This window comes from Aromatoleum petrolei, assembly GCF_017894385.1.
In the GTDB taxonomy this organism is placed as follows: Bacteria; Pseudomonadota; Gammaproteobacteria; order Burkholderiales; family Rhodocyclaceae; genus Aromatoleum; species Aromatoleum petrolei.
Genome location: NZ_CP059560.1, coordinates 1861636 through 1879718, shown reverse-complemented (window position 1 = coordinate 1879718; position 18083 = coordinate 1861636). Strand labels below are relative to the sequence as shown.

Genomic DNA, 18083 nt, shown 5'->3' with positions numbered 1-18083 from the left:
TTCATTGTCCGTGGGCGACGGGGAAAAGCGATTGCTCGCGCCGGGCGTTATCGTGCATTTGTTCCAGCGTGTGCCGTTCGCGCTGCAGATCCCGCATCAGCTCGTCCCATTCGCGTGGCGACCACCGGCCGCGCTCGCGTTCGAGGCGGGCGATGCGTTCATCGATCTCCATCAGCGCACGGCTGGAAGAATTTGTCGCTGTACTTACGTTGACGATGCCGGAAATGGCCGAAGGTTTGTTCATCTGGTCTTTGATTGCCTTCGGCAAGAGGCCTTTGGTGTAATAGTCGCGATCCTCCTTGACTGCGCTGAAGCGCCAGTCCGCCAGCCTTAGTAATTCCTGCCAGAACGGCCCGCCGTCCACCTTGCCCTCGTCGTAGCTGCAGCAGCGCCCGACTGCCAGGTCGAAGGACGTGGCGCAGCGCGCGGCATTCTCATCGAGCACGATCGCGGAGTGGTTGGAAATCTCCGTTGTCGTGGTGCGGGCCTTTTCGCGCAACTCCTCGTTGCTCATGTAGCGGGTGATGACCAGGCCGTCACCTGCCTTGATCGCCCGCGTCAGTCGCCAGGGTTTGCCCTGTGCCGTGAAGGCGGCCTCGACTGTTGCGAGTTCGTGAGGCGGCAGTTCATGAGTGCGTCCGGGCAGCGTGGGCGGGATGCCGTGGCGCGGATCGGGTATCGGGCGGGGTTCAGTAATCAGATTGTTGCCAGTCTCGGCGGCCGCAGCCGCGAAAACGTCCCAGTCGGAGGGGCCGAGCGTTGTGCAGCCGGCCGGCAGGGCGAACGTATAACCGAAATCCGGAAGCCCCGGAGCGTTGATGTCGCGCGGGGCGCCGGTAGGAATATCGGCGTTGGTGGCTACCGACTTGGCCCCCTTGCGCTGCAGATCCGGCAGATCGATCCGTCCCGGCGGGGTGTGAAGCGGGCGGCCATGCAGGAAGATGCGCTGCGCGAAGGCGGGGCCGAGCCGTTCGGCGACCTCCGGGGGGACTCCCTGCCAGCCGATGCCCTTCACGTTCCGCAGCGACACGGTCATGTCGTGCGGGCAGAAGTAGTTGAATACCTTGCCGTGGTTGTCGCGCATGTGGGCGACGATCGCGGCGGCGGCACGGCTGGCGATGCCGCCTGCGGCGAGTTGCGTGGCGGCAGGGCCGGGCATGCGCTGCGCGTCGATGAGCCGGCACAGATTGGCGAGGGTCTCGGTGCGGGCGCGCTGCGACTGCTGCGGGCCGAAGGACTGCATCCCCTCGAGACGGGGTGTCTCCAGGCTGTAGGGCGAATGATTGAGGATCAGGCAATCGGCGGGGCGTCTCGCCGGAGTCGCCTGCGTCACGAGGAAATTGGCGAGCAGCGCCACCAGTGTGCCCTGGCTGTGGGCGACGATGTTGATGGAATCGTTCTCGGTCTGCTGCTCACCACGTATCTTGGCGATAAGGTTTGCCAGTCGCTGCGCTGCGTGGATGAAGTAAATGCGGTGCGGATTCTCATACACCGGGTGGCTGAGATCGTCGCCGACATGGCGGGAGGCCCAGCGGGCGAGGCCGAGAATGTCGCCGCCCGGCCCCCACATATCGATGAGGGTGGTCGTGGCGTTGGCGAAGACTCCGCCGTTCTTGGCGAAGTGCTCGTCGAGACGGTTGTTGAAGCAGTCGACATTCTCGTAACCGCGTTTCGGGTCATTGCGGCCTTCGATGTAGTAGGCATCGTAGGGAGCGTCCGCGCCCGCCGGCCCACGTCGGCGGAGCTCTTCGCGGTAGCGAGCCTGGTCGGCGGCGTAGGTGGCCTCGTCGACCGGTCGATAACCCCAATAGAAGGGGATAATCGAGTTGTAGCCCTGACTGTTGGCACGACGCTGGTAGCTGGCGGCGCGATTCTGGGGGCAGGCCTTGGGCGTGTCCCAGTCACCCGGGGTTAGGTCTGTGCGTCCGAGTCGTTGATTCAAGCCTGCGCACAGACCGCGTGCCTGGGTGGCGTAGGCTTCGCCGACGTCATTGACGCCGTGTACCAGAATGATGACGCCGGGCATGGGGCGCGGCATCCTGACGCGTGCCTCGGCCGCGGCAGCTTTCGGGACCGTGGTGGTCGTACGCACGACGTCGCCGTTGCGGCGTGCCTGTTCGATGCGTCGATTGGGTGAGTAATCCTTCATGGCGGCGGGTGGGCTCAGGCGGAAGCGGAGGTGTCTTCAGGCACGATCTCGATGGCGATATGCTGGAAGTGGGCGGCATCGGCGATGTCGGCGTGACCTTGTGCATCGGTCCGCCCTTCGATTACGCGGCCATCCTCCAGAGTCATGCGGAAGCGGCGATTGACGATCGGATCGTCGCTGCCGTCCCAGGTCAGGACCGGACGGCGGTGGAATGCATCCGGTGGCATGAAGGTCGGGGCGTCGTAACTCAGGCTCGTCGGCCCCCCGAAACTCTTCTTCGACGCATGCACCGTGATCGTCCCCGGGCACGCCACAGTGATGCCGCCGTCGATCGTGATGCTGGCGCCGCCTTCCACGCTCAGCACGATCTTCTTCGCCGCGGCGAAGTCGATGTTCGCGCCGGCGCTGACGAGCTTCAAGTCGTCGCGGGCGAGGAGCTTCAGTTCGTCGCTTTGCGCCTGCAGTTCGATGTCGCCCTTGGCGGCGATGAGGCGGATGCCGGTGTGGTCGTCGCCGGGCCGGATGGCGCCGGCGACAAGGCCGATCGCCTGGCCGGCGTGGATGCGCGCGGCTCCGGCCACTGCGAGGTTCGTGTCGGCGCCGCTCATGAGGGTGGCCGTGTCGCCGGCGGCGATCTGCACGCTCTGGCCGGCGACGAGGCCGATGCCGGCACGGGCGGCCTGAAGGATCGCGGGAGCGGCGAGGTGGGGGACGCGTTGGCCGGTGACGGTGGTGTTGCCGGCGTCTGCGTCGGCGGTGGCCTCGGCCGGATCGCGCGCCGAGACCATGCCGGCGGCGATCCGGCTCAGCGCCTCGAGGGGCGGGTGGTCCGGGTCGGCGGCGCTAGCGCGTGCCGCGGTGCTGCCGATAGCGGCGGCGAGCTTCACGGTCTGGTGTGTCGCGGCGGCGCGCGACAGGGTGTCGGCGAGCGTGCAGGCCTGTTTCAGCAGCGCCATGCCGGGCGCAAGGTCGCCGGCCGGTTCGCCCGTGTGGCGGGCGGGCCAGGTGCTCATGACGATGCCGCGGCCGGCGCGCAGCGCCCCCCAGGCGTCGGTGCGCAGTTCGGCGCCGGTGCCACGGAAGGATCCGCGGTAGTTGCCGGCCTGGTGGATGAGGTGGCCGAGGTTGAGCTCCGAGGCATGCTGCGTGCTCTTGAGCTGCACGCGCAACTGCTGGTCGCTGTCGTCGAAGACGAGCTGGTTGTGACCGGCATTGGGTCCGTGGGCGCCGAATTCCTTGCTCTTGAAGCCGCTCAGGGCATCCGGGTGGCGGTGGCTCGACGCAGGCGCGCCGTGCCAGGCGGGGCTGTTGCCTCCTGCGAGGTTGCCCTGTCCGGCGGGGCGGTGGTCCGTCGCGGCGTCGAATACGGCGGTGTCGGAAGCCGGCCCGGTGCGTCCGCCCGGAGTGGGCGCGATGCCGCCTTCGCCACGGCCGTTGTAGAGGGCGCCGAGCACGACGGGGCGGTCGATGTCGCCGCCGAGGAAGCTCACCAACACTTCTTGGCCGATGCGCGGCAGCCACTGCCAGCCCATGCCCGCGCCGGCCTGGCGGCTGGCGACGCGCACCCAGCAGCTCGAGCGGTCGTCCAGGGTGTCCCCCGCCTGCCAGTGAAAGCGCACCTTGATGCGCCCCAGCGCATCGCACCACAGCTCGTCGGCGCCGTTCGGCACCGTTTCGCCCTGCGGGCCGACGACGATGGCACTCATCGGGCCCGGGGCTGTCGGGCGCGGATTGATGCGCAGGCCGGTGTCGTCCGCGAGCGCCGGCCGCCACGGCCGCTCGGCGCGCAGCGCGTCGAAGGCGTTGCCATAGCCGCGGCTGCGCGCGAGTTCGACGAGGGCGGGGGGGAGTTCCGACGGCGCCTTGACCGGCTCGAGCGTGTCGCCGGTGGCGAGCGCCGCGTCCTCTTCGCTTGCGTCGCCTTCGTCGCCTTGCGCCAGCCGCGCCGCGATCGCGTCGATGCGCTCGGCGTCGAGGTTGTTGATGCCGACGTGCAGGACGTCGAGCACGGCGTAGCGCTCGCCGGCGGGGGCAGGCGGTGCCGCCGGGTCGAGCGGCAACCCGCTTACCGCGATGAAGCTGCCGGGGCGCAGGCTGCGCACGGTGCCGTGGCCGAGGAAGGTGCAGGCGCGCGCCTCGACGGCTTCCATGGCGAGGCGCTGGTAGCGTTCGGCCTCGGCCACGTTCGCGTGGGCGTACTGGCCGGCGTAGTCGTAGTGTTCGAGCGGCGGCAGGTCCGCGCTGCCGATGCGGTGTGCGGTCGGCACGCTCGCGGCGATCGAGCGCTTGGCGCGGTAGTCGTAGCCGAGCACGGTGCCGAGGGTGGGCGCGAGGCGGTGCTGCGCGCCGAATGCGACGATGCTGTCCTGGTCTTCCTGCGAATCGGCGCGGTGGAAGCGGATGCCGCGACCGCCGAGGGCGTGCGCCGAGAGGGTGTCTTCCGGGAAGCGCGTGCTGTCGGCGAAGAGGCGCATGCGGTGGCGCGCCGGGGCGTCCGCATCCTCCTCGATGCACCAGCCCAGCCCTTCCTCGGCGAGCAGGCGCGACACGAAGGCGTAGTCCGATTCGCGGTACTGCACGCAGTAGCTGCGCGGGCGGGCGCTCGCGAGGAAAGGGGCGACGTCCTCGTGCCAGTGCCACGCGGCGTGTTCACGGTAGTCGGCGAACACGGCGTCGAGGATCTCGGGCACGGCCTTGTCCTGGAACACGCGGTTGTGGCGGCCGCGCGTGAGGAGCCAGGTCCACGGCACCACGGTGAGGCGGTAGCGGCTCCAACCGCCGTCGCTGCCGATATGCGCGGCGGCCCGCACGAGGCCCGAGCGTTCGCTGCGGCTGCCGTCGGAAAGCGCGGTGCGCAGCGTCATCGCCTGCCCGAGCAGGGGCTCGAGCGCGAGGAAGGCGTCCTGCGACAGGGTGTCGATGTGGAACTCGAAGCCGCCCGACAGGCTTTCGCGCCCGCGCCACACTTCGACCGCGAGCGGCGGGCCGTCCGTGTGCCAGTGCAGGTCGTACAGGCGGGAGTAGGCGGCGAGCGGGAGCATGTCGTCGAACGGGAGCCGGTGGAGGTTTCAAAAGACCAAAAGCATAACAGTTTGACATGTAGCACGTGTTCGATGTGGTAATGGACGCTAGCGACCGAACGCGTGCCCGTCGGCGCCGCGGCAAGGAGATGAATCCTGCGCGCCTTGTATTTGCCCGCGAGACATCCTAAATTACTGACTGGTTAGTCATTAATTCGGCGCCGCAAGCCGGTTTTCCGCCCCCATGTCCGATTCCATCCGCCCGCCCGCACGCCAACGCCGCAAGGAGGCGCGCCCGCAGGAACTCACCGCCGCCGCGCTGTCGCTCTTCGTCGAGAAGGGTTTCGCTGCGACGCGTCTCGATGACATTGCCGAGCGCGCAGGCGTCTCCAAGGGCACCCTGTACCTCTACTTCGAAAGCAAGGACGCGTTGTTCAAGGCCGTGATCCAGGAAGGCATCGTCTCCGCGCTGCACGCGGGCGAAGCGCTATTCGACGAGTACGACGATCCGCTGGACCTGCTGCGTACCATCCTGCAGGGCTGGTGGGATCGCATCGGCAATACCGAACTGGGCGGCATCCCGAAGCTGATGATGTCCGAAGCGCGCAATTTCCCCGACGTGGCCGCCTACTACCAGCAGGAAGTCCTCCAGCGCGGCACCGCGTTGCTGCGCAAAGCCGTCATGCGCGGCATCGAGCGCGGCGTGTTCCGGCAGGTCGACGCCGACGCGATCTGCAGCGTCCTGATCGCGCCACTCGTCTATCGGGCGATGTGGCGACAGTCCTTCGGTCCTGCCTGCGGACAGGAAACCGATACGGCGCAGTACCTGCGCACCTATTTCGACCTGATCCTGAACGGTCTCCTGACCGGGGTGTCCGGGGGAGCTGCACGATGAAGACAAAACTGACGAGCACCGTCCTGCTTGCCCTGCTTGCCGGATGCTCCGGCCCTGCGCCGGTCGACAAGCCTCCCCGCGCCGTTCTGGTGCGCACCATCGGGACTGCCGCCTCCGAGTCGCAGCTGCGGGTCTACACCGGCGAGGTGCGCGCGCGCCATGAGGCGGACATCGGCTTTCGCATCGGCGGCAAGCTGATCGAGCGCAGCGGGGACGTCGGCGCGCGCGTGCTGCCCGGGATGGTGCTCGCGCGCCTCGATCCGCAGGACGTGCAGCTCGCCGAGCAGGCCGCCGCGGCACAGGTGTCGGCGGCGGAGGCGGACGTCGCCTTGGCCCGCGCGGAATTCGAGCGGGTGCAGAACCTGCACGCGCGCAACTTCATCAGCGCCTCCGTGCTGGACAGCCGGCGTACCGCCCTGCAGGCCGCCGAGGCGCGTCTGCGCCAGGCTCGCGCGCAACGCGCCACGGCGCGCAACCAGGCCGATTACGCCGCACTGGCCGTTGCCTACGCAGGCGTGGTCACGGCGGTCCTCGCCGAACCCGGGCAAGTGGTCGCGGCGGGCCAGCCAGTGCTGCGCGTGGCACGTCCGGAACAGCGCGAGGTGTTGATCCACGTGCCGGAAAGCCGCATTGCGGCGCTGCGGCCGGGCCATGCTGCGGCCGTGCGGGCGTGGGCGAATCCTGCGCACGCCTACACTGCCGCGGTGCGCGAGATCGCTCCATCGGCCGACTCCGCGACCCGTTCCTACGCCGTGCGCGTGAGTGTCGCCGATGCCGACGACGCCTTGCCGCTCGGCGCCACCGCGAGCGTCGCCTTTGCGGACCCCCTCGATGCCGCACAGACGATCCTGCCGCTGACCGCGGTGACCCGCGTGGACGGCCGCGCGACCGTCTGGCTTGTCGACGAGGCGTCGCACCTCATGCCGCTCGCCGTCGATACGGGGGCGTTCAGCGAAGACGGTGTCGTGGTCGTCGGCGGGCTGCCCGCCGGCTCGCGCGTGGTGCTCACCGGCGTCCATCGCCTCGTCGCGGGCGAAGCGGTGCGCGCGGTCGACGAAGCCGCGCCGGTTGCGCTGGATGCTCGCAAATGACGACCCCGCGCGATTTCGACGAAGGCCGCTTCAACATCTCCGCCTGGGGTCTGCGCCATCAGGCCCTGGTGCTCTACTTCATGGCCGTGCTTGCCCTAATCGGCCTGTATTCCTACTCGCACCTCGGCCAGTCGGAGGATCCGCCCTTCACCTTCAAGGTGATGGTGATCCGTACCGAATGGCCGGGCACCGCCGCCGAGGAGGTCGCGCGCCAACTCACCGACAAAATCGAGAAGAAATTGCAGGAGGTCGCCCAGGTCGACGTGCTGCGCAGCTTCTCGCGCCCGGGCGAGTCGATGGTGTTCTTCATCGTCAAGGATTCGACCCCGGCACGCGAGATGCCCGAAGTCTGGTACCAGGTGCGCAAGAAGATCGGCGACATCCGCCACACGCTGCCGCAGGGCATCGTCGGCCCGACCTTCAACGATGAATTCGGCGACACCTACGGCAACATCTTCGCGCTGGTCGGGGAGGGCCTCGACTATGCCGAGCTCAAGCGCTACGCCGAGGCGATCCGTAGCGAACTGCTGCGCGTGCCGGACGTCGCCAAGGTCAGCTTCTTCGGCGAGCAGCCCGAGCGCGTATATATCGAACTCTCCAACACCAAGCTCGCGACCTTCGGCCTGTCGGTGCGCGACATCGCCGGCGCGCTCGCGGGGCAGAACGCAACCAGCGGGGCGGGGTTCTTCGATACCACCGACGAGCGCGTGTGGCTGCGCCCGAGCGGCGCGTTCGAGGATCTCGATTCCATCCGCGACACCCTGATCCGCGCCCAGGGGCGCAGCTTCCGCCTCGGCGACGTCGCCGAGGTGCGCCGCGGCTTCGCGGATCCACCGCGCGAGCGCATGCGCTTCAAGGGCGAGGACGCGCTCGGCATCGGCGTGTCGATGCGCGCGGGCGGCGACATCATCGCGCTCGGCCACCACCTCGACGACGCAATCGCGCGCATCGACGCCCAGCTGCCGGTCGGCGTGCGCCTCGAGCGGGTGGCCGACCAGCCGCGTGCGGTGGCGCGTTCGGTCGGTGAATTTGTCCGCGTGCTCGTCGAGGCGGTCGTCATCGTCATGGCGGTGAGCCTGCTCTCGCTCGGCCTGCGCACCGGCCTCGTCGTGCTCGTGATTATCCCGGTCGTGCTCGCGATCACCTTCCTGTTCATGAACCTCTTCGGCATCGGCCTGCACAAGATCTCGCTCGGCGCGCTGATCCTCGCGCTGGGCCTGCTCGTCGACGACGCGATCATCGCCGTGGAGATGATGGCGACCAAGATGGAGCAGGGCTGGGAGCGCGCCAGGGCGGCCAGCGCCGCCTATGTCACCACCGCGATGCCGATGCTCTCGGGCACGCTCGTAACCGCGGCAGGCTTCCTGCCGATTGCCACCGCCGCATCGTCGACCGGCGAATACACGCGCTCGATCTTCCAGGTCACGGTCATCGCGCTGCTCGTGTCCTGGGGCGCGGCGGTGCTCTTCGTCCCCTGGCTCGGCTACCACCTCCTGCCCGATTTCCACGCCCAGCGCGGCAAACCTTCGCCCCTCGCGCGCCTCGTCGGGCGCCTCGCGCCGCGTCTCGGCGCGCGCCTCGCGGAACGCGATGCCCACGCGCACGAAGTGCATGACGAATACTCGATCTACCACACGGCCTTCTACAGGCGCCTGCGCGCGCTGGTCAACGCCTGCGTCGCGCAACGCTGGCTCGTCATCGTGCTGACCCTGCTTGCCTTTGCCGCCTCACTCGTCGCCTTCGGGCGCTTCGTGCCGCAACAGTTCTTTCCGGACTCGACCCGGCCGGAGCTGCTCGTCGACCTGCGCCTGCCCGAAGGCGCCTCGCATCAGGCCACCGAACGCGCGGTCCGGCGCCTGGAAACCTTCCTCGACGCGCAAACCGACATCGAGAACTACGTCGCCTGGGTCGGCGGTGGCAGCCCGCGCTTCTACCTGCCGCTCGACCAGCAGCTTCCGCAGACGAGCTTTGCCCAGTTCGTGATTCTCACCGCAGGCCCGGAGGCGCGCGAAGTCTTGCGCACCAAGCTGATCGCGCTGTTCGACGAAGCCCCGGCCGAACTGATCGGCGTCGTCAATCGGCTGGAGAACGGCCCGCCGGTAGGCTTCCCTGTCCAGTACCGTGTCAGCGGCCAGGGTCCCGACGAATTGCGCCGCATCGCCCACGAGGTCGCGGCAAAGATGCGCGCCCATCCGCAGCTCTCGAATGTCCATCTCGACTGGGAAGAGCCGTCCAAACGCGTACGGCTCAAGGTCGACCAGGACAAGGCTCGGCTCCTCGGCCTCACGACGCAAGACATCGCGACCCTGCTCAATACCTCCGTGCAGGGTTTTGCCGTCACCCAGTTCCGCGAGGGCACCGAGACCATCGACGTGATGCTGCGCGGCGCCGAGTCCGAGCGCGTGCATCTCGGCCTGCTGCCCGATCTCGCGATCCCGGTTGGCGGCGGCCGCAGCGTGTCCCTCGCCCAAGTCGCGACCGCGGAATACGGCTTCGAGCAGGGCGTCATCTGGCGCCGCAACCGCATCCCGACCGTCACCGTCCGCGCCAACCTGTACGGCGGCGTGCAGCCTGCGGTCGTCGTCGGCGAACTCGCGCCGCAGATCGCGTCGATCGAATCCGCCCTGCCGCTGGGCTACCGCATCGAACTCGGTGGATCGGTCGAGGAGAGCGCCAAGGGCGGCAAGTCGGTCGCCGCGGGCATGCCGCTCTTCCTCATCGCCGTGCTCACGGTGCTGATGCTGCAATTGCAGAGCTTCTCCCTCGTCGCGATGGTGGTGCTCACCGCGCCCCTGGGGCTGATCGGCGTGACTGTCTTCCTGCTCGCCTTCGGCAAGCCCTTCGGCTTCGTCGCCATGCTCGGTACCATCGCGCTGTCCGGCATGATCATGCGCAACTCGGTGATCCTGGTCGACCAGATCCGCCAGGACCGCGAACACGGTCGCAGCGCGTGGGACGCCATCGTCGAATCGACCGTGCGCCGCTTCCGCCCCATCATGCTCACCGCCGCTGCGGCGATCCTCGCGATGATCCCGCTCTCGCGCAGCGCCTTCTTCGGCCCCATGGCCGTTGCCATCATGGGCGGCCTCACCGTCGCCACCGTCCTCACTCTCATCTTCCTGCCTGCCCTGTATGCGGCGTGGTACCGCGTGCGCCGCAAACCTCAGGACGCCGGGGCAGACGGGCCGCCTGCGGTGCAGCAAGTGCGCTAAAATGCAAAAGTTTACTTATCGCGCACTAAATTAGCGTGTGCTAATATTTGCACAGGAAGCCAATGCCATGAACTTCGAACGCGCCCGCTTCAACATGGTCGAGCAGCAGATCCGCCCCTGGGATGTGCTGGACATGGACGTTCTCGACCTCCTGATGACGGTCAAGCGCGAGGAATTCGTTCCTCCCGCCCACAAGACGCTTGCCTTTGCGGACGTCGAGATTCCCATCGGCTGCGGCCAGACCATGCTCAAGCCCGTCATCGAGGGCCGCATCCTGCAGGCGCTGCCGCTCAAGCGTTCGGATTCCGTGCTTGAGATCGGCACCGGCTCCGGCTACTTCGCCGCACTGCTCGCCGCGCGCACCGACTGGGTCCGCTCGGTCGAGATCGAGCCCGAACTCGCCCGCTTCGCGACCGACAACCTCAACCGTGCGGGCGTCGAGAATGTCATCGTCGAGGAAGGCGACGCCGCCCGCGGCTGGAGCAGTCGTGCGCCCTACGACGTCATCGTCGTCACGGGCGGCCTGCCGATGATGCCGCAGAGTCTGCTCGACCAGCTCAAGGTCGGCGGCCGCATGTTCGCCTTCGTCGGCGAGGCGCCCGTCATGGAAGGTCGCCTCATCACCCGCGTCTCGGAAGACCAGTACCAGACCGAAGACGTGTTCGAAACCGTCGTCCCGATGCTGCAGAACGTGCAGCGCAAGGACGAATTCCGCTTCTGAGGAACTCCCGCATGCGACAGATCACCGCCACCGAACTCGCCGAACGGCTTGCCGCCCCTGAGGCTGGCAAGCCGTTCCTCCTCGATGTGCGCGAGCCGATCGAGTTCGAGATCTGTCGCATCGAAGGTTCGACGCTGATGCCGATGGCCTCCGTGCCCGCACGCCAGACCGAGCTCGACCCCGACGACGAGATCGTCGTCATCTGTCATCACGGCGGACGCAGTGCGCAGGTGTGCATGTTCCTCGAGCGTCAGGGCTTCTCCAAAGTCATCAATCTTACCGGTGGGGTCGCCGCCTGGGCCGCCCAGGTCGACCCGACCATGCCGCAGTACTGACCTTACAGCGAATTGCACCCGGAGAAGTCAATGAAGCGCGCAATCGCCCTGAGCCTCGTCACCCTCTTTTCGGCCAGCGCCTGGTCGGCCGACCTCCTGCAGGTCTATCGCGACGCGCTCACCAACGACGCGCGCTTCGCCGCCGCCCGCGCACAGTACGAGGCGGGGCAGGAACGGGTCGTACAGGGGCGCGCCGGGCTCCTGCCGGCCATCGGCGCCAATGCCAATACCACCTGGAACGACGTCGACACGCATACCCGGACGTTTGGCACGCGTGAATACAACAGCAACGGCTATGGCGTGCAACTCACGCAACCGCTGTTCCGCTGGCAGAACTGGATCCAGTACAAGCAGGGCGAACTGCAGACCGCGCTCGCCGAAGTCCAGCTCGGACAGGCCCGCCACGACCTGATCCTGCGCGTCTCTCAGGCATATTTCGACGTCCTCAACGCCCAGGACGCCCTCGCGGCGCAGTCCCAGCTGAAAAAGGCCGCCTCCGAGCAACTCGAACTCGCCAAGGCCAGCTTCGAGGTCGGTACCGTCACGATCACCGACGTCCACGAGGCGCAATCGCGCTTCGATCTCGCCTCGGCGCAGGAAATCGCCGCGCAGAACGACCTGGATGTGCGCCGCCAGGCCCTCGTCCAGATCGTCGGCCAGGATCCGTCGCCGCTCGCCGGCCTGCGTCAGGGCGTCTCCCTGTCCCGCCCGCAGCCCGACAGCATCGCGGAATGGGCCACTGCCGCCGAGCAGGGCAGCTACGCCGTGCAGGCGCAGCAGATCGCGCGCGAAATCGCCGAACGCGAAGTCGAACGCAACCGCGCCGGCCACTACCCGACCCTCGACGTCGTCGCCGCCCGCAGCCACAACAGCGCCGGCTTCAGCTCCAGCGCCGCAGGAGGATCGACACGCACCGACGCCAACTCCGTCGGCCTGCAGCTCAACGTCCCGATCTTCGCCGGCGGAGCCGTCTCGTCGCGCGAACGCGAAGCCGCGGCCCTCAAGATCAAGGCCGACGCCGATCTGGACGACGCCCGCCGTTCGTCCGTGCTCGCCGCACGCCAGGCCTACCTCGGCGTCACCAGCGGCATGGCGCAGGTCAAGGCCCTCGAAGCCGCCCAAGTCTCATCGACTTCCGCCCTCGAAGCCAACCGCCTCGGCTACGAAGTCGGCGTGCGCATCAATATCGACGTCCTCAACGCCCAGTCCCAGCTCGCCGACACCCAGCGCCAGCTCGCCCGTGCCCGCTACGACACCATCCTCGCCCAGCTCCGCCTCAAGGCTGCTGCCGGCACCCTTGGCGAAGAAGACGTCCAGCTCATCGACGCGCTTCTGATGAAGTGATTCGGAAGTTCTCAGGGTGGCAATCCAATACAACCGTTCGGGCTGAGTCTGTCGAAGTGCTCCGCAAGGGCTTCGACAGGCTCAACCCGAACACGAATCAGCCCAACGGTAATCGACGCTCGGTTTGCTCTTACGCCCGGATTAGCCGCTCCACAATCTCCATCGTCCGCGCCGTCGCCCCGCGGTGGGCGTTTGCAAACTGCCTTCCGGCTGAACCGACCGCCTCGCGCGCTGCCCCGTCGGCCAGCAGCCCGACCGCCACCCGCATTCCCTCATTGACATCGTCCGCGCGGCGGGCCGCCCCAGCTGCGATCGCCAATTCGGCGACCTGTGCAAAATTGAACGTGTGCGGCCCGAGTATCACCGGCGTTCCCACCGCGCACGCCTCGATGAGGTTCTGCCCGCCTAAGGGCAACCAGCTGCCACCGATCAGCGCCACGTCTGCTGCAGCGTAATAGGCGAACATCTCGCCCATCGAATCGCCCAGCCAGACGCGCGTGTCTGTCGATACGACAGTCTCGTCCGAACGTCGCTGCAGCTTCAGACCGCAGGTTTCAACAAGCCGCGCAACCTCATCGAAGCGCTGCGGATGCCTCGGTACGAGCGCGAGCAGCGCGTCGGCCGGGGCCTGCGCCTGGAACGCCTCGAGAATCAGTGCCTCCTCCCCCTCGCGTGTGCTTGCCGCGAGAAGGATCGGACGCCCGCCAAAGCGTTCGCGGAAACTCGCCCCCAGCGCGATCAGCGCATCCGGCGGCGCGATGTCGAACTTGATGTTGCCCGTCACAGCGACTCCCTCGGCTCCCAACTCGCCGAGCCGTCGTGCGTCCGCCTCGGTCTGTGCGCCGATGGCCGCCAGGGCTCCCAGCGTCATCTCGGTCAGGGCTGGCCAGCGCGCATAGCGGCGCGCGGAGCGCTCGGAAAGCCGCGCATTCGCGAGCAGCACCGGCACCCCGCGCGCGCGACAGCTCGCCAACAGCGTCGGCCAAAGCTCCGTCTCCATCACAATGCCAACGCGCGGCCGAAAGTGCGCGAGGAAGCGTCGGCAAGGTACCCCCAAGTCGTACGGCAGATAGCAGCGCAACACACGGGGCTCGCCGCCAAACAGGCTCTCGGATGTCTCGCGCCCCGTCGGTGTCATGTGCGTCAGCAACACCGTATGGTCCGGCCAACGTGCGAGCAGCGCGCGCACCAGCGGTTCCGCTGCGCGCGTCTCTCCGACAGACACGGCGTGTACCCAGATGACCGGAAGCGGCGCACGAGTCCCGTAGCGCCCGAAGCGCTCTCCCAGATGCCGCAGGTAGGCGGGCTGGCGTCGCGCGCGCCACCCTAGACGCAGGAGCACGAAGGGCAGGGCGCACAGCCAGAGCAGGGTATAAGGGAGTCGGACAAGCATCTAAGGTCGGCTTCGGATGGACGCGGAAGTATATCGTCCGCCGCCCGCCAGGTCCGCCCGCCTAGAGAACGGGGAAGGGGGCATGCGCCCCAATCATTCCTGATGCATGTCGATCAGGGCGAACCCTAACTATCCGTAACAAAATCGTGCGTTGCACGTGCGATAATACGCGGTTGAATTTCCCACGAATGGTCGGAAAGCGTATGAAGATCCTCGTAACCGGCGCAGCCGGGTTCATCGGCATGCACACCAGCGAGGTGCTCCTCGCCCGCGGTGACCAAGTTGTCGGCCTCGACAATCTCAACGACTACTACGACCCGCAACTCAAGCTAGACCGCCTCGCGCGCCTCACTCCTCATCCCGCATTCCGCTTCGTCAAGCTCGACGTCGCGGACCGTGCCGGCATGGAACGCCTCTTCGCCGAGGAAAAGTTCGACCGCGTCATCCACCTCGCCGCGCAGGCCGGCGTGCGCTACTCGCTGCAGAACCCGCACGCCTACGTCGACAGCAACCTCGTCGGCTTCATCAACATCCTCGAAGGCTGCCGCCACCACAAGGTGCAGCACCTCGTGTACGCCAGTAGCTCCAGCGTGTACGGCGGCAACACCAAGATGCCCTTCTCCGAGCACGACAGCGTCGACCACCCCGTCAGCCTCTACGCGGCGACGAAGAAAGCCAACGAGTTGATGGCCCACACCTACAGTCACCTCTACGGCCTGCCCACCACCGGACTGCGCTTCTTCACCGTGTACGGGCCATGGGGCCGCCCCGACATGGCGCTCTTCCTCTTCACCAAGGCTATCCTCGAAGGCCGACCGATCGACGTCTTCAACCACGGCAAGATGAAGCGCGACTTCACCTACATCGACGACATCGTCCAGGGCGTCATCCGCACCCTCGATCGCACCGCAGAACCCGATCCTGCCTTCGATCCTCTTCAACCCGATCCTGGCCGCAGCTCTTCCCCGTACCGCGTGCTCAACATCGGCAACCACGATCCGCTCGAACTGATGAACTTCATCGAGGCGATTGAGAGTGCCATCGGCGCAAAGGCCAAAAAAAACTTCCTCCCGATGCAGGACGGCGACGTGCCGGCGACCCACGCCGCTATCGCCGAGCTCAACGCCTGGACCGGCTTCGCGCCGGCGACCAGTGTCCGAGAAGGCGTCGGGCGATTTGTCGAGTGGTACCGCACGTACTACGCGAAGTGACCGACGTAGTACTGTATTACTTTCGTTCAATATCTTCCTGTCGTGCTGCGGTGCGATAATCCTCGGTTATTCTTAGAATAAGTGCCCCATGTCCGAACGCGAAGCCCCGTCGGTTTATGCCGAAGATGAAATCAGTCTCGTCGATCTGATCAAGATCCTCGTTAGGCGCAAGGCGCTAATCGCTTTGGTTTTTGCGGTTTGCGTTCTCGCCGGTCTTGCGTACGCGTTCCTCGCGACGCCTCGCTATGAGGTCGAAGTGCATGTCGATAAGCCGTTCGCCAGCGAACTTGCGGCGCTTAACGTCGGGAGAAACGGTCCGACCGGGCTCGGTCCATTTTCACCGGAGCAGGTATTCGGCTATTTCACGAATCTGTTGATGTCGGACGTGGCGCTGCAACAGTTCTTTCGCGACGTGTACCTGCCGTCCCTGGATGAGCGGGAACGCGCTCGGTCTGAGGAGCAGCTTTACGAAAAGATGGAGCGTGCCATCAAGGCAATCAAGCCTGACGCGAAGGGGCGCAACTTGTTCACCCTCAAAGTCGAGGCGGATACGGGTGAAAAGGCGGCTCGCTACACATCCGCATTTCTCGATCTGGTCGCGCGCGATGCCGCTGACAAGCTGGTCGGTGATGCCCGCAACGAGATCGATCTGATTGTCCGAAACACCGAACGAGATCTCGGCGAGATTCGTGCGACCGCTGCGAAGCAGCGGCAGGACCGCATGATTCAATTGAGCGAGGCCTTGCAGGTGGCGGAAGCCGTCGGCGTAAAGGAGCCCCAGGTTACAAGTGGCCGTCTGCCGGCGCAGGACAGGCTTACGCCCTTCATGGACGGTACTCAGCTCTACGCCCGCGGTACGAAATCGCTGGCAGCTGAGCTGGGTGTTCTCAAGGCGCGTGAGGGGGATGACGCATTCATCGCCGGACTGCGTGAGGCTGAATCGCGCCTGAGAATGCTCAAGGCAATCGAACTCGATCCGAAAACCTTCAAGGTATTCAACGTAGACGGCGACATCGTCGTGCCCGAAAAGCCGGTTGCGCCAAAAAAATCACTCGTCCTGGTGCTTGCGGCGGTCCTTGGCCTCCTGGGTGGGGTGACGCTCGCCTTTGTGGCGGACTTCGTCACCAAATCGCGTCGAGAGGCCGCAGCCTAGGTTCTGTTAGTTGTTTACGTGGTAGCCAGCATCTGTGTTTGGAATCGTCTTAACCGATTCCAGTAGCTGGCCATGAAATTTCGCGAAATCGGTCATTGTGGAGTCGTTATGATTGTTCCGGTTGTTCTCTCGGGTGGTGCAGGAACCCGTCTCTGGCCAGTTTCCCGTGAGAGCTATCCCAAGCCATTCATGAGTATGGGTGACGGCGAGAGTCTTCTGAGTAAGACGTATATACGTGCGGCTAGTGTGGCCTTTGCCAATGATCAATCTGGCGAAATCGTTACAGTCACAAATCGCGACTACTTCTTCATGAGCAAAGACGAACTGGCGCGAGCCCGACTTGGTGCAGGCCAGGCCGGCGTGTTTATGCTAGAGCCAGTCGGCCGGAATACTGCGCCCGCCGTCGCGTTGGCGGCGCATTACGTTACGGAGAGGTACGGTCGGGATACGCTGCTCCTCATCCTCGCGGCCGATCATCTCATTCAGAACCAGCCAAGGTTCGCCGCTGCGGTTGCTGATGCCGCGGCGTTGGCCTTGCAGGACAAGCTCGTGACCTTTGGGATCGTCCCGGCTGGGCCCGAATCCGGCTATGGCTACATCGAGGCAGGTGAAGCGTTGGATGCAGGAAAACGTGTCGTCCGTTTTATCGAAAAGCCTTCGCTTGAAAAGGCCCGTGAATACGTTTCGGCCGGCAATTTTCTTTGGAACTCCGGTATGTTTTGCTTCAAAGCCGGCGTCGTTCTTGACGAAATGGCCTGCCACGCGCCCGAGGTCGCTATGGCTGCGGAGGCGTGTTGGGCGGTAATGCGCGAAGCCCGTAAGCTCGAAGAAAATATGCTCGAGATTCCGGCTGAGTTTTTTGCCCGCGTCCCGAACATCTCAATCGACTATGCGCTCATGGAGCGATCCGACAACGTTGTTGTTGTTCCTGCTGAGTTTGGCTGGAGCGACATCGGGTCATGGAATGCAATTTGCGAACTGACTCAACCCGATGCGGACAACAACCGTACCACGGGCAAAGCCATCTTCGTCGATAGTAGCAATACGTTTGTGCAAAGTGACAGCCGTTTGGTCGCAACTGTCGGCATCGAAAATCTGATGATCATCGATACCTCAGATGCATTGCTTGTGGCTCATTCTGATAAGGCGCAGGATGTAAAAAAAGTTGTCGCCCAATTGAAGAGCCAAGACCATGATGCCTATCGATTGCACCGCACCGTAGCTCGCCCATGGGGTACCTATACGGTATTGGAAGAAGGGCCGCGCTTCAAGATCAAGCGTATTGAGGTGAAACCGGGGGCAAGCCTAAGTCTGCAAATGCACCACCATCGCAGTGAGCATTGGATCGTGGTAAGCGGCATGGCAAGGGTTCTCAACGGCGAGCAGGAAATCTTCGTTGCGCCCAACGAATCGACCTACATTCCTGCCGGTCACAAGCATCGGTTGGAGAATCCGGGGCTTATGGATCTCGTTATGATCGAGGTGCAGAACGGAGAATACCTCGGCGAGGACGATATCGTTCGTTTCGATGATAAGTATGGTCGGGTAGTCAGCTGATT

At 65.6% G+C, this 18083-nt stretch carries 12 protein-coding genes; 9 read left to right on the top strand and 3 right to left on the bottom strand.

Features of this window, described 5'->3' with window-relative positions; translation table 11 throughout:
* Nucleotide 1: 1 nt before the first annotated feature.
* A complete protein-coding gene (locus ToN1_RS08610) occupies nt 2–2149 on the bottom strand; it encodes a T6SS effector phospholipase Tle3 domain-containing protein (protein WP_169208359.1) in 2148 nt (715 codons plus the stop codon).
* A 14-nt stretch (nt 2150–2163) separates the two neighbouring features.
* Entirely contained in the window at nt 2164–5190 is a 3027-nt protein-coding gene (locus ToN1_RS08605) for a type VI secretion system Vgr family protein (RefSeq protein ID WP_244861002.1), read from the bottom strand.
* Between the two features lie 223 nt (nt 5191–5413).
* Here ToN1_RS08605 and ToN1_RS08600 point away from each other — a divergent pair, with 223 nt between their 5' ends.
* The 6 genes from ToN1_RS08600 to ToN1_RS08575 all read left to right on the top strand — a co-directional run bounded on the left by ToN1_RS08600 (nt 5414) and on the right by ToN1_RS08575 (nt 12767).
* Entirely contained in the window at nt 5414–6064 is a 651-nt protein-coding gene (locus tag ToN1_RS08600) for a TetR/AcrR family transcriptional regulator (protein WP_169207957.1), read from the top strand.
* On the top strand, nt 6061–7155 hold the full coding sequence (locus tag ToN1_RS08595) for an efflux RND transporter periplasmic adaptor subunit (protein ID WP_169207958.1): 1095 nt from the start codon (nt 6061–6063) through the stop codon (nt 7153–7155). Before ToN1_RS08600 ends, ToN1_RS08595 begins: the two co-directional genes overlap by 4 nt.
* Nucleotides 7152–10367 carry an efflux RND transporter permease subunit gene (locus ToN1_RS08590; protein WP_169207959.1) on the top strand — a complete coding sequence of 1072 codons (3216 nt, stop codon included), beginning with the start codon at nt 7152–7154 and terminating at the stop codon, nt 10365–10367. Before ToN1_RS08595 ends, ToN1_RS08590 begins: the two co-directional genes overlap by 4 nt.
* Nucleotides 10368–10434: 67 nt before the next feature.
* Nucleotides 10435–11088, top strand: a complete 654-nt coding sequence (locus ToN1_RS08585) for a protein-L-isoaspartate O-methyltransferase family protein (RefSeq protein ID WP_169207960.1) — start codon at nt 10435–10437, stop codon at nt 11086–11088.
* A gap of 11 nt (nt 11089–11099) precedes the next feature.
* Nucleotides 11100–11423, top strand: a complete 324-nt coding sequence (locus tag ToN1_RS08580; protein WP_169207961.1) for a rhodanese-like domain-containing protein — start codon at nt 11100–11102, stop codon at nt 11421–11423.
* Nucleotides 11424–11453: 30 nt separating this feature from the next.
* On the top strand, nt 11454–12767 hold the full coding sequence (locus ToN1_RS08575) for a TolC family outer membrane protein (protein WP_169207962.1): 1314 nt from the start codon (nt 11454–11456) through the stop codon (nt 12765–12767).
* Between the two features lie 130 nt (nt 12768–12897).
* Here the strand turns inward: ToN1_RS08575 and waaA are convergent, their stop codons facing one another.
* Complete coding sequence (gene waaA / locus ToN1_RS08570; protein WP_169207963.1) at nt 12898–14160, bottom strand: lipid IV(A) 3-deoxy-D-manno-octulosonic acid transferase; 1263 nt, start codon at nt 14158–14160, stop codon at nt 12898–12900.
* A 203-nt stretch (nt 14161–14363) separates the two neighbouring features.
* Between waaA and ToN1_RS08565 the strand changes: the two genes are divergently transcribed.
* The 3 genes from ToN1_RS08565 to ToN1_RS08555 all read left to right on the top strand — a co-directional run bounded on the left by ToN1_RS08565 (nt 14364) and on the right by ToN1_RS08555 (nt 18081).
* A complete protein-coding gene (locus ToN1_RS08565) occupies nt 14364–15371 on the top strand; it encodes an NAD-dependent epimerase (RefSeq protein WP_169207964.1) in 1008 nt (335 codons plus the stop codon).
* 88 nt (nt 15372–15459) lie between these two features.
* Nucleotides 15460–16524: a Wzz/FepE/Etk N-terminal domain-containing protein gene (locus ToN1_RS08560; RefSeq protein WP_169207965.1), complete on the top strand. Its 1065-nt coding sequence runs from the start codon at nt 15460–15462 to the stop codon at nt 16522–16524.
* A 72-nt stretch (nt 16525–16596) separates the two neighbouring features.
* Entirely contained in the window at nt 16597–18081 is a 1485-nt protein-coding gene (locus ToN1_RS08555; RefSeq protein ID WP_210148063.1) for a mannose-1-phosphate guanylyltransferase/mannose-6-phosphate isomerase, read from the top strand.
* Nucleotides 18082–18083: the final 2 nt, after the last annotated feature.